This is a genomic window from Mycobacterium sp. shizuoka-1 (genome assembly GCF_002723835.1).
Taxonomy (GTDB): domain Bacteria; phylum Actinomycetota; class Actinomycetes; order Mycobacteriales; family Mycobacteriaceae; genus Mycobacterium.
Window position 1 is genome coordinate 1 of sequence record NZ_BEWG01000094.1, and the last position, 15763, is coordinate 15763.

At 69.7% G+C, this 15763-nt stretch carries 13 protein-coding genes; 2 read left to right on the forward strand and 11 right to left on the reverse strand.

The window, feature by feature from the left end; translation table 11 throughout:
• Nucleotides 1-27: 27 nt before the first annotated feature.
• From MSZK_RS24155 to pheS, 11 genes are all read right to left on the reverse strand, one after another.
• Nucleotides 28-939 carry an MFS transporter gene (locus MSZK_RS24155; protein WP_158230639.1) on the reverse strand — a complete coding sequence of 304 codons (912 nt, stop codon included), beginning with the start codon at nt 937-939 and terminating at the stop codon, nt 28-30.
• Nucleotides 936-2345 carry an argininosuccinate lyase gene (argH, locus tag MSZK_RS24160; protein ID WP_099251073.1) on the reverse strand — a complete coding sequence of 470 codons (1410 nt, stop codon included), beginning with the start codon at nt 2343-2345 and terminating at the stop codon, nt 936-938. Before argH ends, MSZK_RS24155 begins: the two co-directional genes overlap by 4 nt.
• On the reverse strand, nt 2342-3550 hold the full coding sequence (locus MSZK_RS24165) for an argininosuccinate synthase (protein ID WP_099251074.1): 1209 nt from the start codon (nt 3548-3550) through the stop codon (nt 2342-2344). Before MSZK_RS24165 ends, argH begins: the two co-directional genes overlap by 4 nt.
• Nucleotides 3551-3575: 25 nt before the next feature.
• The gene (locus tag MSZK_RS24170; protein WP_099251075.1) at nt 3576-4082 is read right to left on the reverse strand and encodes an arginine repressor; all 507 of its coding nucleotides are present in this window, start codon (nt 4080-4082) and stop codon (nt 3576-3578) included.
• Complete coding sequence (gene argF / locus MSZK_RS24175) at nt 4058-4990, reverse strand: ornithine carbamoyltransferase (RefSeq protein ID WP_099251076.1); 933 nt, start codon at nt 4988-4990, stop codon at nt 4058-4060. The genes MSZK_RS24170 and argF overlap by 25 nt, the downstream gene beginning before the upstream one ends.
• The gene (locus MSZK_RS24180) at nt 4987-6153 is read right to left on the reverse strand and encodes an acetylornithine transaminase (RefSeq protein ID WP_099251077.1); all 1167 of its coding nucleotides are present in this window, start codon (nt 6151-6153) and stop codon (nt 4987-4989) included. The genes argF and MSZK_RS24180 overlap by 4 nt, the downstream gene beginning before the upstream one ends.
• Nucleotides 6150-7022: an acetylglutamate kinase gene (argB, locus tag MSZK_RS24185; protein ID WP_099251078.1), complete on the reverse strand. Its 873-nt coding sequence runs from the start codon at nt 7020-7022 to the stop codon at nt 6150-6152. Before argB ends, MSZK_RS24180 begins: the two co-directional genes overlap by 4 nt.
• Nucleotides 7019-8242 carry a bifunctional glutamate N-acetyltransferase/amino-acid acetyltransferase ArgJ gene (argJ, locus tag MSZK_RS24190; RefSeq protein ID WP_099251079.1) on the reverse strand — a complete coding sequence of 408 codons (1224 nt, stop codon included), beginning with the start codon at nt 8240-8242 and terminating at the stop codon, nt 7019-7021. Before argJ ends, argB begins: the two co-directional genes overlap by 4 nt.
• On the reverse strand, nt 8239-9288 hold the full coding sequence (argC, locus tag MSZK_RS24195; protein WP_099251080.1) for an N-acetyl-gamma-glutamyl-phosphate reductase: 1050 nt from the start codon (nt 9286-9288) through the stop codon (nt 8239-8241). The genes argJ and argC overlap by 4 nt, the downstream gene beginning before the upstream one ends.
• A 112-nt stretch (nt 9289-9400) precedes the next feature.
• Entirely contained in the window at nt 9401-11893 is a 2493-nt protein-coding gene (pheT, locus tag MSZK_RS24200; protein WP_099251081.1) for a phenylalanine--tRNA ligase subunit beta, read from the reverse strand.
• The gene (gene pheS, locus MSZK_RS24205; protein ID WP_099251082.1) at nt 11893-12936 is read right to left on the reverse strand and encodes a phenylalanine--tRNA ligase subunit alpha; all 1044 of its coding nucleotides are present in this window, start codon (nt 12934-12936) and stop codon (nt 11893-11895) included. The genes pheT and pheS overlap by 1 nt, the downstream gene beginning before the upstream one ends.
• 117 nt (nt 12937-13053) lie before the next feature.
• On the opposite strand from pheS, the gene MSZK_RS24210 reads away from it, so the two are divergent.
• Both MSZK_RS24210 and MSZK_RS24215 read left to right on the forward strand, forming a co-directional pair.
• On the forward strand, nt 13054-14634 hold the full coding sequence (locus MSZK_RS24210; RefSeq protein WP_099251083.1) for an FMN-binding glutamate synthase family protein: 1581 nt from the start codon (nt 13054-13056) through the stop codon (nt 14632-14634).
• Nucleotides 14635-14813: 179 nt separating this feature from the next.
• Nucleotides 14814-15763 (forward strand): 13E12 repeat family protein (locus MSZK_RS24215; RefSeq protein ID WP_199203467.1); only part of this gene is annotated, 950 nt, incomplete at its 3' end.

Consider the following 15763-nt stretch of genomic DNA (forward strand, 5'->3'; position numbering starts at 1 on the left):
GCTGGTCTTGATCAGAATCCTGTTTCGTCAAAGATCATCATCCGGGAAGGTGCGTCCTCCCGGGATCCACAGGTTCTGATCATTGCTCCGCTGCAGCACCGGCATCAGCGACACACCCGTCGCGGTGCCGACGCCCAGCGCCGCCAACAGCCCGCCGTAGCCGATCACCCCGGTCTGGATGTTGTCCTTGGCCTCCAGCGGAAGCAACGCCAGCACCCCGCCGACCGGCGCCATCAGCAGCGCCGAGCGAATCATCGGCCCGTACAGCGCGGGTGCCGTGCGCAGCTGCCGCCAGCCGTCGCGCAGTGAGCCGGCTACGTCGAGACGCTGCGGCGCCGGGTCGGCAGCCGGCTTGGGCACATGCCGCAGCGCGACGATCATCACCAGGTGCGAGAGCACCCGCACGGCGAAGACGAAGGCGGCGCCGATCACCATCAGGAAGCCACCGATGATCGGGCCGATCGCCTGGGCGAGCTTGTTGCTCAGCGCGTTGAACGAGATCGCCGCGACCAGTTTGTCCGGCGGAACCATCTCGTGCAGAAACGGTTTCCATGCCGCCTGCTGGAGCACGAGGCCGGCGCCGATCGCGAACAGCAGGACCAGCAGCGGCAGCGGGGTCAGGTGGCCGAGCCATTCCACCAGGGCGAGGACGACTGCCAGCGACGCCATCCACAGCTGGGCGACCAGGAGCAGCATGCGGTGTCCGACCCGATCCGAGATCACCCCGACAGGGATTGCAAGAACTAGGAACGGCAGGCTGGTCGTCGCCTGCACCAGGCCGACCAGCACCGCGTTCTGGGTCAGCGAGGTCATGATCCAGGCGGCGGCCAGCAGCAGCATCACCTGGCCCAGGTTCAGCACCAGATTCGCCGACCACAGGTCGCGGAACTGGCGCTGCGCGAAGAGTTCGTAACCCCCGGCCGAACCCTTCTCGATCACCTCAGCCGCAGCCGCAGTCTGTCGGCGGTCTCCCGCACGACGCCGAGCTGGCGGGCCACCTGGACCGGTGCCGTTCCACCGCGGGCGTCCCGCGAGGACACCGATCCCTCGACGGTCAGCACCTCGCGCACGTCGGGGGTCAGCTCCGCGCTGATCGCGCCGAGCTCGTCGTCGGTCAGCGCGTCGAGTCCGACGCCGCGGCTCTCGGCGGTCCGCACCGCCGCCCCGGCGGCCTCATGCGCCACCCGGAACGGCACCCCGCGGCGAACCAGCCATTCGGCGACATCGGTGGCCAGGGTGTATCCGGCGGGGGCGAGCGCGGCCATCCGGTCGGTGTCGAAGCGCAGTGTCGCGACCAGCCCGGCCATCGCGGGCAGCACCAGCTCGAGCTGCGCCACCGAGTCGAACACCGGCTCCTTGTCTTCTTGCAGATCCCGGTTGTAGGCCAGCGGCTGGGCTTTGAGGGTGGCCAGCAGGCCGGTGAGGTTGCCGATCAGCCGCCCGGACTTGCCGCGGGCCAGCTCGGCGATGTCGGGGTTCTTCTTCTGCGGCATGATCGAGCTGCCGGTCGACCAGGCGTCGTGCAGGATCGCGTAGCCGAATTCGGTTGTGCTCCAGAGGATGATGTCCTCAGCCAGCCGGGAAAGGTCGACAGCGATCATCGCCAGCACGAACGCGGCCTCGGCGGCGAAGTCGCGGGCGGCGGTGGCGTCGATCGAGTTGTCGGCCGCCGCGGCGAATCCGAGTTCTTCGGCGATGGCGTCGGGGTCCAGACCCAGTGACGAGCCGGCCAGCGCGCCCGCCCCGTAGGGCGACACTGCGGTGCGGTCGTCGAAGTCGGCGATGCGGTCGACATCGCGCAGCAGCGGGTGCGCATGGGCCAGCAGATGGTGGGCCAGCAGCACCGGCTGGGCGGCCTGCAGGTGCGTCTTGCCCGGCATGATCGCGCTCGGGTGCGCCGCTGCCTGGGTCGCCAGCGCCGACACCACTTCGAGCGCGCCGTCGGCGACCCGGCGCATGGCGTCGCGCAGCCACATCCGAAACAGCGTGGCCACCTGGTCGTTTCGCGACCTACCGGCCCGCAGCCGGCCACCGAGATCGGCTCCGACCCGCTCGATGAGGCCGCGCTCCAGCGCGCCGTGCACGTCCTCGTCGGTGACCAGCGGGGTGAAGCTGCCGTCGGCGACGTCGCCGCCGAGACTGTCCAGCCCGGCCAGCAGCCCGTCGCGCTGCTCGTCGGTGAGCAGACCCGCCCTATGCAGCACCTTGGCGTGCGCCTTGGACGCGGCCACGTCGTAAGGCGCCAGCACCCAGTCGAAATGGGTGGACTTGCTCAGTGCGGCCAGCGCCGGCGATGGCCCGTCGGCGAACCGGCCACCCCACAGCGAGCCCTCGTTGGTGCTCACGTCTGATTGCCTGCCAGGTCCCGGCGGGCGGCGATCTTCGAGGACAGCCCGTGGACGTGGACGAAGCCCTTGGCCGATGACTGGTCGAAGGTGTCGCCTTCGTCGTAGGTCGCCAGGTTGAAGTCGTAGAGCGACGTCGGGCTACGACGGCCGTTGACGGCGATGTGCCCGCCGTGCAACACCATCCGGATCTCGCCGGTGACGTGCGTCTGGGTGTCGGCGACGAAGGCCTCCAGCGAGCGCTTGAGCGGCGAGAACCACAGGCCGTCATAGACCAGCTCGCCCCACTTGCGGTCGGTGCCCCGCTTGAACCGGCCGAGTTCGCGTTCCAGGGTCACGTGTTCGAGCTCGGTGTGCGCGGTGATCAGCACCATGGCCCCGGGCGCCTCGTAGATCTCGCGGCTCTTGATGCCGACCAGTCGGTCTTCGACGACGTCGAGCCGGCCGACCCCCTGGGCACCGGCGCGGCGGTTGAGTTCGACGATCGCCTCCAGCACGGTGACCGGGTTGCCGTCGATGGAGACCGGGACGCCGCGCTCGAATCCGACGATCACCTCGTCGGGGGTGTTCCAGTTGAGCGTCGGGTCTTCGGTGTAGTCGTAGACGTCCTTGGTGGGCGCGTTCCAGAGGTGTTCCAGGAAACCGGTTTCCACCGCCCGGCCCCACACGTTCTGATCGATCGAGAACGGCGAGCGCTTGGTGACGTTGATCGGGATCGCGTTCTCCTCGGCGAACGCGATCGCCTTCTCCCGGGTCCAGGCGTAGTCGCGAACCGGGGCCAGCACTTCGAGATCGGGCGCCAGCGAGGCGAACCCGACTTCGAAACGGACCTGGTCGTTGCCCTTGCCGGTGCAGCCGTGCGCGACGATGCCGCCACGGTGCTCACGGGCGGCGGCCACCAGGTGCTTGACGATCAGCGGCCGGCTCAGCGCCGACACCAGCGGGTAGCGGTCCATGTAGAGGGCGTTGGACTGGATGGCGGGCAGGCAGTAGTGCTCGGCGAACTCGTCGCGGGCGTCGACCACGACGGCCTCCACCGCGCCGCAGTCCAGGGCTCGCTGGCGAACGACTTCCATGTCCTCGCCGCCCTGGCCGAGGTCGATGGCCACGGCCACCACCTCTTTGCCGGTCTCCTTGCCGATCCAGCTGATGGCCACCGAGGTGTCCAGGCCGCCGGAATACGCCAAGATGACGCGTTCGGACATGAAGTGCTCCTTTGTCTTTGGGGTCTTAGTGGATGGTCTCGAACATGGTGGCCAGTTGCGCGCCGGTCATCGGCTCGCGGGCCACCACCAGGATCGTGTCGTCGCCGGCGATCGTGCCGACCACATCGGGCAGCGCGGCACGGTCGATGGCACTGGCCAGGTAGTGCGCCGCACCGGGCGGGGTGCGCAACACCGCGAGGTTGCCGCTGGAGTCGGTGGACACCAGCAGGTCCCCGAGCAGCCGGGAGACCCGCTCGGTCCCGCCGGATACCCCGCGGACCGGGCTGCCGTCCTCGGGCACCACGTAGACGCCGACTCCGCCGTCGGCGCCGCGCAGCTTCACCGCGCCGAGTTCTTCCAGGTCGCGCGAGAGCGTGGCCTGGGTGACCTCGATCCCCTCGTCAGCCAGCAGCGCGGCGAGTTCGCTCTGGCTGTGCACCGATCGGGCCGACAGCAACGCCACGATCCGGGCCTGGCGCCCGGCTCGGGTGGTATTGACCTCGCTGGTCACCGTTTGCGCTCCAGCAGCCACACCAGCAGCGCCTTCTGCGCGTGCAGCCGGTTCTCGGCCTCGTCCCACACCGCGCTGTGCGGACCGTCGATCACCTCGTCGGTGATTTCGTGCCCGCGGTGCGCCGGAAGGCAGTGCAGCACAACCGCTTCGGAGTCGGCATGGGCCAGCAGCCCGGCGCTGAGCTGGAACGGCCGGAACGGGCCGACCCGGTCAAGACCGTCGTTCTCCTGCCCCATCGAGGTCCAGGTGTCGGTGACCAGGACGTCGGCCCCCTTGGCGCCCGCCACCGCATCCGCCGTCAGCGTGACAGTGGCGCCGGTCTGCCGGCCGCGGAGTTCGGCGGCGGCCACCAGGCGCGGATCGGGTTCGAAACCGGCAGGTGCGGCGATGGTGACGTGAATCCCGGCGGTGACGCCGCCCAGCATCAGCGAATGCGCCATATTGTTCGCGCCGTCGCCGAAATAGGTCATCCGCAGTCCGCTCAGTGAGCCCTTGCGTTCGGCCAGAGTCTGCAGGTCGGCGAGCACCTGGCAGGGGTGGAACTCGTCGGACAGCGCGTTGACCACGGGAACGGTTGCGGCCGAGGCCATCGCGGTCAGCCGCTGCTGGGCGAACGTGCGCCAGACGATCGCGTCGACGTAGCGGGACAGCACCCGCCCGGTGTCCTCGAGGGTCTCTTCGCGGCCGAGTTGGGTGGCGCGGCCGTCGACGACGACGGCGTGCCCACCCAGTTGGGCGATACCCACCTCGAAGGAGAACCGGGTGCGGGTGGAGTTCTTGTCGAAGATCACCGCCACCCCGCGTGGGCCCTCCAGCGGGCGCCGGCTCATCGGCGCGCTCTTGAGGGTGGCCGCCAGCGCCAGGACCTCGGCCTGCTCTTCGGGCGACAGGTCGTCGTCGCGCAGGAAGTGCCGCAGGGTGCTCATCGGGCCGCCTCATCCAGGATCGCCGGTAATGCCGTCAGGAAGGTGTCGATCTGTGCGTCGGTGATGATCAGCGGCGGGGCCAGCCGGACCACGTCCGGCGCCGCGGCGTTGACCAGGAAACCGGCGTCGCGGGCGGCGGTCTCGACGGCCTTGCCCGCGGGCGCGGTCAACACCACACCGCGCAGCAGGCCGCGGCCCCGGACGTGGTCCACCAGCGGATGGTCCAGTGCCTCGATCCCATGACTGAGCGTCTTGCCGAGCAGGTCAACGCGGTTGACCAGGTCTTCGGCGGCCAACACCCGCAGCACCGCGAGCGCGGCCGCGGTGCACACCGGGTTACCGCCGAAGGTGCTGCCGTGCAGACCCGGGGTGAGCAGCTCGGCGGTCGGGCCGATGGCCAGGCACGCCCCGATCGGCAATCCCCCGCCCAGCCCCTTGGCCAGCGTGACGATGTCGGGGGTGATGCCGTCGTGTTGGTGGGCGAAGAAGGCACCGGTGCGTCCGACGCCGGTCTGGACTTCGTCGAGCACCAGCAGCGCACCGTGGCGGGTGGTGATCTCGCGCGCGGCGACCAGGTAGCCCTCCGGTGGCACGACGACGCCGCCCTCGCCCATGATCGGCTCGAGGAACACCGCGGCGGTGTCGTCGGTGACCGCCGCGGCCAACGCCTCGATGTCCCCGTAGGGCACATGGGTGACGTAGCCCGGCAGCGGCTCGAACGGTGCCTGTTTGGCGGGCTGTCCGGTCAGCGCCAGCGAGCCCATCGTGCGGCCGTGGAAGGCGCCTTCGGCCGCAACGAGTTTGGTCCGACCGGTGAGCCGAGTGATCTTGAACGCGACTTCGTTGGCCTCGGTGCCGGAGTTGCAGAAGAACGCCCGGGCGGGCGCACCCAGCTGTTCGACGAGGGCCTCGGCCAGCGCGATCCCCGGCTCGGTGGCGTACAGGTTCGACGTGTGTCCCAGGGTGTTGAGCTGGGCGGTGACCGCCTCGATGATCGCGGGGTGCCGGTGGCCGAGGATGTTGACCGCGATGCCGCCGAGCAGGTCCAGATACGTCTTGCCGTTCTCGTCGGTCACCACGGCACCGTGACCGCTGGTCAGCGCCAGCGGTGGGGTGCCGTAGTTGTCCATCATCACGCCGGACCATCTGTCCAGAAGGCTCATGACGGCACCACCTTCGTGCCGGTGCCTTCGTCGGTGAACAACTCGACCAGCACACAGTGCTCGACCCGGCCGTCGATCACATGGGCGCTGGGCACGCCGCCTTCGACCGCCCGCAGGCAGGCCTCGATCTTGGGGATCATGCCGGTCTCCAAACCGGGCAGCAGCTCGGTCAGCGTGTCGGTGTCGATCTGGCTGACCAGCGAATCCCGGTCGGGCCAGCGGGTGTAGAGGCCTTCGACATCGGTGAGCATCAACAGCTTCTCGGCGCCGAGCGCTCGGGCCACCGCGGCCGCGGCGGTGTCGGCGTTGATGTTGTGCACCACGCCGTCGATGTCGGGGGCGATCGTCGAAATCACCGGGATACGCCCGGCGGCAATGAGATCCAGGATCGCGGCGGTGTTGACGTGCTCGACGTCGCCGACCAGGCCGATGTCGGTGACCACGCCCTCGACCGTGACTCCGCGCCGGACCGCGGTGAGCAGTTGCGCGTCCTCGCCGGTGATCCCGACCGCGTAGGGCCCGTGGGCGTTGATCAGGTTCACCAGCTCCCGACCCACCTGGCCGAACAGCACCATCCGGGCGACGTCGAGCACCTCGGGTGTGGTGACCCGGAAGCCGCCCTTGAATTCCCCGGGGATGCCGAGCCGTTTGAGCATCGCGCTGATCTGCGGGCCGCCGCCGTGCACCACGACCGGGTGGATGCCGGCATTGCGCAGGAACACCATGTCGTCGGCGAAGGCGGCCTTGAGCCGGTCGTCGGTCATCGCGTTGCCGCCGTACTTGACCACGACGATCCTGTTGTGCAGCGCCTTGAGCCAGGGCAGCGCCTCGGCGAGAACCGCGGCCTTGGTGTTCACCGTGGCGCTCATGAGCTGTAGGCCGAGTTCTCTTCGACGTAGGCGTGCGACAGGTCGGTGGTGCGGATGGTCGCCGCACCGGTACCGAGCTTCAGGTCGACGGTCACCTCGACGTCGGGGCCGGCCAGATCGACGTCGCGCGCACCCGGCGCACCGGCGCCGTCGACGCACACCGGGAAGCCGTTGAACGACACCGTGATCCGTTGTGCATCGATCTCGAACGGCACCATGCCGACCGCGGCCAGGACCCGGCCCCAGTTCGGATCCGAGCCGAACAGGGCCGTCTTCACCAGGCTGTCTCGGGCGATGACCCGGGCCGCGGTGACCGCGTCGTCGTCACTGGGCGCCCCGGTGACGGTGATCGCGATGCGCTTGGTGACGCCCTCGGCGTCGGCCTGCAGCTGGGCGCACAGGTCGTCGCAGACCCGCAGCACCGCGGCGTCCAGATCCTCTTGACTGGGCGCGATCTCGCTGGCACCGGAGGCCAGCAGCAGCACGGTGTCGTTGGTCGAGCAGCTGCCGTCGACGTCGAGCCGGTCGAAGGTCTTGGCGGTCGCCCGGCGCAGCGCGGTGTCCAGCGCCGCGGCGTCGGCCACCGCGTCGGTGGTCAGCACCACCAGCATGGTGGCCAGCGACGGCGCCAGCATGCCGGCCCCCTTGGCCATCCCGCCGACGGTCCAGTTCTCGCCCGATTCGATCGAATGATGCAGCGCAACCTGTTTCGGAACGGTGTCGGTGGTCATGATGGCGCGAGCAGCCTCGTCCCCACCGGTCAGCCCGCCACCGAGCTCATGGACGATCTCGGTCACACCGGCGAGCACCTTCTCCATCGGCAGCCGGTCGCCGATCAGGCCCGTCGAGCACACCGCGACCTCGATCGGTCCGGTCTCGGTGCCCCACTCGGACAGCGCCGCGGCGACGGCCTCGGCGCTGGCGTGGGCGTCCTGGAAACCGCCCGGCCCGGTGCAGGCGTTGGCGCCACCAGAGTTCAGTAGCACCGCGCGCAGCCGGCCGGAGGACAGCACCTGCCGGCTCCACAGCACTGGGGCGGCCTTGACCTGGTTGCGGGTGAACACCCCGGCAGCCGCATAGTCGGGGCCTTCGTTGAACACCAGGGCCAGGTCGAGGGCGCCGGATTTCTTGATGCCGGCCGCGATCCCGGTCGCGCGGAACCCGGCCGGTGCGGTAACCCCCTGGGTCCGAACGAGTTTGGCATCTCTAGTGAGCGTCACGGCGCCACCCCCACGATCGACAGTCCTTCCGTCTCCGGCCAGTCCAGCGCCAGGTTCATCGATTGCACCGCCGCCCCGGCCGTGCCCTTGACCAGATTGTCGATGGCGCACACCGCGACCAGCACACCGGCGTCGGTGTCCACCGCGACCGCCAGCTGTGCGGCGTTACTGCCGATCACCGCCCCGGTGCGGGGCAGCTGCCCCTCGGGCAGCAGGTGGACGAACGGCTCCGCGTCGTACGCCTTCTCGTAGGCCGCGCGGATCTGCGACACCGGCGCCTGGGTGCGCGCGGTGCAGGTGGCCAGGATGCCGCGCGACGTGGGGATCAGCACCGGGGTGAACGAGACGGTGACCGCGCGGTCGGTCACCGCGCGCAGGCCCTGGGCGATCTCCGGGGTGTGCCGATGCGCGCCGGCGATGTTGTAGGCCCGTGCCGAGCCGATCACCTCCGAACCCAGCAGGTCGACCTTGGCGGCCCGGCCCGCACCGGAGGTACCGCTGACCGCCACCACCGTGACGGCCGGTTCGATCAAGTCCTCGGCGACCGCGGGCAGCAGCGCCAGCAGCGCGGCCGTCGGATAGCAGCCGGGAACCGCGATCCGGGTGGCACCGCGCAGCCGGTCCCGGCCGCCGGGCAGCTCAGGCAGGCCGTACGGCCAGCTGCCTGCGTGCGGCGAGCCATAGAACCGCTGCCAGTCGTCGGCGTCGGTGAGACGGAAGTCCGCGCCACAGTCGATGATCAGGGTGTCGCCGCCGAGCTGTTCGGCCAGCGCCGCGGAGTGGCCGTGCGGCAGGGCCAGGAACACCACGTCGTGGCCGGCCAGCACGGCCAGCTCGGTCGGTTCGACCACCCGGTCGGCCAGCGGCAGCAGGTGCGGGTGATGGTCGGCCAGCCGGGTGCCCGCGCTCGCCGCCGCGGTGAGCGCGCCGATGGTCAGGCGGCCGTCCGCGTAGGCGGGATGCCCGAGGAGAAGACGCAGGATCTCGCCACCGGCATAGCCGCTGGCGCCGGCAACCGCCACCGAAGTCATCCCGCGATTCTGCATGTTTATGCAGCCTGTTGCAAATTCATTCCAACGCGGCTCGTCGAGATCGACGAAATGTCGCGATCCACTCGCACAAGTTCGCCCGTTTGTCGGTTTGGGCACAGGAGAGGCGTCAGGCGCGAAGCTCGGCGCCCAGGCGGTCGGCGGCCGCGGCCACCGCCGCGTCGCGGGCCGCGCTGGCCTCGTCCTCGGTCAGCGTGCGATCCGGCGCCCGGAAACGCAGCGCCAGGGTCAGCGATTTACGGTCCTCGCCGATTTGCGGGCCGGTATAGACGTCGAACAACGCGACATCCTCCAGCAGCTCGCCCGCCCCGTCGCGCACCGCGTCGACCACCGCCGCGGCGGCCACGTCGGCGGCCACCACGAGGCTGACATCCTGGAACACCGCCGGGAACGGCGATACCCGCGGCGCGGGCAGGTTCTCCGTGATGGGCACCGCGTCCAGATCCAGCTCGACGGCGCAGGTGCCCTTCGGCAGGCCCGCGCGCTCGATCACGGCGGGATGCAACTGCCCGGCATGCCCGACCACCCGGCCCTCGACGACGACCTCGGCGCAGCGGCCCGGGTGCCACGGCAGGTACTGCGCAGCCCGCAGCGTCACCTCGACCCCGCACGCCCGCGCGATGATCCGCACCGCCTCGAATGCGTCGGCGGCCTCCACCGGGCGTCCCGGTCCCCACGGGCCGCGGGGTTCACGCAGCCCGGTCAGCACCGCACCGACGTGCACGGGCTGGTGCGGCAGCGACGCGTCCAGCGCGGCGATCTCGTCGTCACTGGGCCGGCGATGCGTGGGGATCAGCTCCACACCCTTGGTCTGCTCGGTCGGGTGCACCACCTGCGCGATGGAGAACAACGCGACATCACCGAAGCCACGGGAGACGTTGCGGGACAATGCTTCCAGCAGTGCGGGCAACAGCGTGGTGGCCAGGTGCGGACGGTCGGCCTCCAGCGGGTTGAGTACCGAGGTGGTGGATCGCCTGGAATCGTCGGGCTCCAGACCCCACACGTCGAAGACTCCGGCGGGCAGGAACGGGGTGGGCAACACCTCGACGTAACCCGACAGTCCCAGCGACTTACCGACCGCGCGGCGGCGCTTCTGACCGGGCGTGAGGCCGCGGCCGGCCGGGGCGGTGGGCAGCACCGAGGGGATCTTGTCCAGCCCCTCCAGGCGCAACACCTCCTCGACCAGATCCGCGGGCTGCACCAGGTCAGGGCGCCAACTCGGCGGGGTCACCACCAGAATCGCGGGGTCGATGTCCTCGACCACGTCGGCACCGATCTGGGTCAGCCGCTTGAACGCCGCGCCGCCCTCGTACTCGACGCCGGCCAGTCGGTCCGGCAGGTCGAAGCGCATCCGCACCGGGGCCGGCGACCAGTCGTCCCGGGGCGGGTCCCCGCGCCAGTCGGTCAACCTGGGCTCGATGGTGCCGCCGGCGATCTCGGCCAGCAGGCCGGCGCACCGGTCCAGCGCGGCCACCGAGATGGCCGGGTCGACCGAGCGCTCATAGCGTCGGCCCGCCTCGCTGACCAGGTGCAGTCGCCGGATCGTGCGGGACACCGCGGCGGGGTCCCAGACCGCGGCCTCCAGCAGGATGTCGGTGGAGTCGTCGTCGATCTCGGTGGTGCCCGCGCCCATCACGCCGCCGATGGCCGCGGTCGCGACATCGTCGACGATCAGGACGTCGGCGGGGTCCAGCGTGCGTTCGATGTCGTCGAGGGTGACCACGGTCTCCCCCGGCTTGGCGAACCGCACGATGAACTCACCGTTGATGCGGCTGCGATCGTGGGCGTGCATCGGGTGCCCGATCTCGAGCATCACGTAGTTGGTGACGTCGACGGCAGGCGAGATCGGCCGGATGCCGCACAGCATCAACCGGCGGCGCATCCACCACGGCGACAGCGCCTTCGGGTCGATCCCGGTGACCGGACGCAGCCCGAATCGGCTCACGCCGGTGCCGGGTTCGACGGTCACCGGCAGCGCCGGACCCTCGACGGGCAGCGGTGCGACGTCGGCGGGGTCGACGAAGTCGAGGTCGTAGGCGCAGGCGATCTCGCGGGCGATGCCGCGCACCGACATGCAGTAGCCGCGATCCGGGGTGACGGCCAGGTCGAAGACAACGTCGTCGAGTCCCAGTACACCGATGGCGTCGGTGCCCGGTTCGGCCGTGCCCGGCGGAAGCACCAGGATCCCGGAATGATCGGCGCCCAAACCCAGTTCGGCGGCCGAGCAGATCATTCCGTCCGACAGCCGCCCGTAGGTCTTGCGGCTGGCGATGTGGAAGTCACCGGGCAGGGTGGCACCGGGCAGCGCCACCACAACCAGGTCTCCGACAGCGAAGTTCGTTGCGCCGCAGACGATGTCGCGGTCTTGCTCTTCGCCCACATCGACCCGGCAGGCCCGGATCGGCTTCTTGAACTCGGTGAGCTCCTCGATGGCGGCGACCCGGCCGACGGCCAGCGGTCCGCTGACCGGCCCGAGGGTGATGATGTCCTCGACCTCGTGGCCGACGCGGATCAGGGCCTGCTCCAAGTCGTGCGGTTCGACGTCCCAGCCGGGGGCGCCGCGCTGCACGACCTCACGCAGCCAGCTGTAGGGAAGGCGCATCAGACCCCGACCCCGAACGGCAGCGAGAAGCGCACGTCACCCTCGACCATGTCACGCATGTCGGGAATGCCGTTGCGGAACTGCAGGGTTCGTTCCAGGCCCATGCCGAAGGCAAAGCCGGAGTAGACCTCGGGGTCGATACCCGCGGCGCGCAACACATTAGGGTTGACCATGCCGCAGCCGCCCCACTCGACCCAGCCCGGGCCGCCCTTTTTGTTGGGGAACCAGATGTCCACCTCGGCCGAGGGCTCGGTGAACGGAAAGAAGTGTGGCCGCATCCGGGTGCGGGCATCGGGCCCGAATTCCGAGCGGGCGAAGGCGTCCAGGGTGCCGCGCAGGTGAGCCATCGTCAGGCCGCGATCCACCGCGAGGCCCTCCACCTGGTGGAAGACCGGTGTGTGCGTGGAGTCGAGTTCGTCGGTGCGGAAGGTGCGGCCGATCGAGACGATGTAGACCGGCAGCTCGCGGTCCAGCAGGGTGCGTACCTGCACCGGCGAGGTGTGGGTGCGCAGCAGCTGGCGCGATCCCTCCGGCGCGATGTGGAACGTGTCGGACTCGCTGCGGGCCGGATGGTCGGGCGGAAAGTTCAGCGCGTCGAAGTTGAACTGCTCGGTCTCGACCTCGGGGCCTTCGGCCAGCTCCCAGCCCATTGCGACGAACGTGTCGGCGATGTGCTCGGCCAGGATCGTGATCGGATGCCGCGCGCCGACGGGCTGGCGGGTCGAGGGCAGGGTGACGTCGATGGCCTCGGCCACCAGCACGGCCGCGTCACGCTCGGCGCGCAGCGCCGCCAGTCGGTCGTCATAACTGCGCTGAGCGTCGCCGCGGGCGACGTTGACCAGCTTGCCGGCTTCGGATCGGTCCTCTTTGGGCAGCGTGGCCAGCGCCTGGCGAGCGAGCGCCAGCGGGGCCCGATCGCCAAGGTGCTCGGTCTTGGCGCGGGCCAGCGCGTCCAGGTCGGCGGCCGCTTCGAAGGCGCGCCGGGCCGCGCTGACGGCCTCGGTCAGCGATTCCTGCGACAAGTCCACGGGTTGGGAACCCACGCGGCAAAACTCCTTGCACTGCCGGGGCTGTTTGCGCCACGGATGTGACGCAAGTGCCGATCATAGGTGATGCCAGAATGACGCCTCGCAGGCATTTCATCCCCAGAAGGTCGTCCGATGCTCAGAGCTCTCGCCGTCACAGCTATATGGGTGGCCGCCGTGGCCGTGGGCGGGGCGGCGTTGACCGTCCACCCGGGCTGGTGGCTGCTGTCGGCACTGCTGGCCGCCGTCGCCGCACTGGGCACCTGGGACCTGCTGCAGACCCGGCACACCATCCTGCGGGCCTACCCGGTGCTCGGCCATGCCCGGTTCCTGGCCGAGGCGCTGCGCCCGGAGATCCGTCAGTACTTCATCGAGTCGAACACCGAGGCCAGCCCGTTCGACCGGGAGACCCGCGACATGGTCTACGAGCGGGCGAAGGGCACCAAGAGCGACGAACCGTTCGGCACCGAGCGCGACGTGAACGCACTGGGCTACGAGTTCCTGCGGCATTCGCTGCGGGCCCGGCTGGCCACCGATCTCGCCCCGCGAGTGCGGCTGGGCGGCCCGGACTGCACCGCCCCCTACGACATCGCCCTGTTGAACGTCTCGGCGATGAGTTTCGGCGCGCTGTCGGCCAACGCCATCGAGGCGCTCAACGCCGGCGCCGCCCGTGGTGGCTTCGCCCACGACACCGGCGAAGGCGGGATCAGCCCGTATCACCTCAAGGCGGGTGGTGACCTGATCTGGGAGATCGGTTCGGGCTACTTCGGCTGCCGCGACGCCGACGGACACTTCGACGCCGCCCAGTTCGAAGAGAAGGCGCGGTGGCCGTCGGTGAAGGCCATCTCGATCAAGCTGTCCCAGGGCGCCAAGCCGGGCCTGGGCGGGGTGCTGCCCGGCGCGAAGGTCAGCGCCGAGATCGCCGCGACCCGTGGGGTGCCGATCGGGCGCACCGTGGTGTCGCCGCCCGCGCACACCGCGTTCCACACGCCGCTGGAGATGATGCATTTCATCGCGACCCTGCGCAGCCTGTCCGGCGGCAAGCCGGTCGGGTTCAAGCTGTGCATCGGGGCACGCACCGAGTTCTTGTCCATCTGCAAGGCGATGCTGCACACCGGCATCACCCCGGACTTCATCATCGTCGACGGCTCCGAGGGCGGAACCGGTGCGGCCCCACAGGAATTCGAGGATCACATCGGCATGCCGCTGACCGAGGGACTGATGCTGGTGCACAACAGTCTGGTCGGCACCGGCCTGCGCGGTCACATCCGGATCGGGGCGTCAGGCAAGATCGCCAGCGGGGTGGACATCGTCTCCCGGGTCTGTCAGGGCGCGGATTTCACGTTGTCGGCACGGGCGATGATGTTCGCGGTCGGGTGTATCCAGGCGATGAAGTGCAACACCAACAAGTGCCCGACCGGCGTGGCCACCCAGGACAAAGCCCGCGCCCGAGCGCTCGACGTGCCGGACAAGACGCAACGGGTGGCCAACTTCCAGCGCGCGACGGTGGCCAGTGCCGCCCAGATCGTCGCATCCATGGGCCTGAACGGATTCGACGAGTTGGAGCCCGCGATGCTGAACCGGCGCATCGAGGGACAGCGCACCCGTACCTACGCCGAGATCTATGAATGGTTGATGCCCGGCGAACTCCTCGAGGGCGCCCCGGAGTCGTGGCTGTCGGACTGGATCGAGGCGTGCGCCGAGGAGTTCCGCTAGCCGATCCCGGAGTCGCAGAAGGGATTTCCACAGTCTCGGGTTGATCCACAGGCTGGGGCGTTTCTGTCGGTGGTTCGAACTAGTGTTCTCAGCCTGGGTTCGATCGATGTGCTGTTGGAGGAGCTCGACGATGTCGTGGCTCGACTGGCCGCGGTCGATGTCGAGACGTTGTCGAGACGTTGTCGGCGCCGGAGCGGTTCGCGGTGGTGGAGCGCTTGGAGGCCGCCCAGCGCCGTCAGGTGGCGCTCTCACATGCGGTGGTCGCCAAGTTGGAGCGTTTCGAGGGCTGCCCGCCGGTGGGGATCGCGTTGGCTGATGTGTTGCGGGTCAGCCCGCGTGAGGCCAACCGCCGGATTCGGGATGCCGAACAGTTGGCGCCGCGGCGGGCGTTGAGCGGGGAGCCGCTGGCGCCGGTGCTGCCCGAAACCTCGAAGGCGTGGCGGGAGGGGTTGTTGGATGGTGAGCATCTGCGGGTGATCCAGCGGTTCTTCCGCGACCTGCCCGACCACGTCGGAGCCGTCGAGCGGGAGAAGGCCGAACGGTCATTGGCCGACAAGGCCCGGGTGCTGCGCCCCGACCAGCTGGACAAGCTCGCCTACCGGCTGGCGCTGCATCTGAACCCCGATGGCCGGTTCTCCGACGATGACCGGGCCCGCAAGCGCGGCTTCGTCTGGTGCGGCGGCCAACAACTCGATGGGATGAGCGTGGGCCGGCTGATCGCCGACCCCGAACTGCGGGCCGCGGTGGATGCGATGTTCGCCAAGTTCGCCGCCCCGGGCATGTGCAACCCCGCCGACGAACACCCCACCGTGGGCGGCGAGCCCACCGACGAGGTGACGCAACGGGATCTGCGCAGTGTCGGTCAACGCCAACACGACGCCCTCACAGCGCTGCTCCGCAGCGCCCTCGGCGACCCCAAGCTCGGCCTGCACAACGGCCTACCCGTCACCGTCATCGCCACCGCCACCGTGCAAGACCTGCAGAAGCAAACCGGGCACGCCGTCACCGCCGCCGGCACCCTGCTACCCATCCCCGACCTGATCCGCATGGCCGCCCACGCCTACCAACTTGTTGAATCAGGAGCAGAAGAGCTCGGCCAATGGTCATGCTTTTCGAGGCGGTGGCCGGC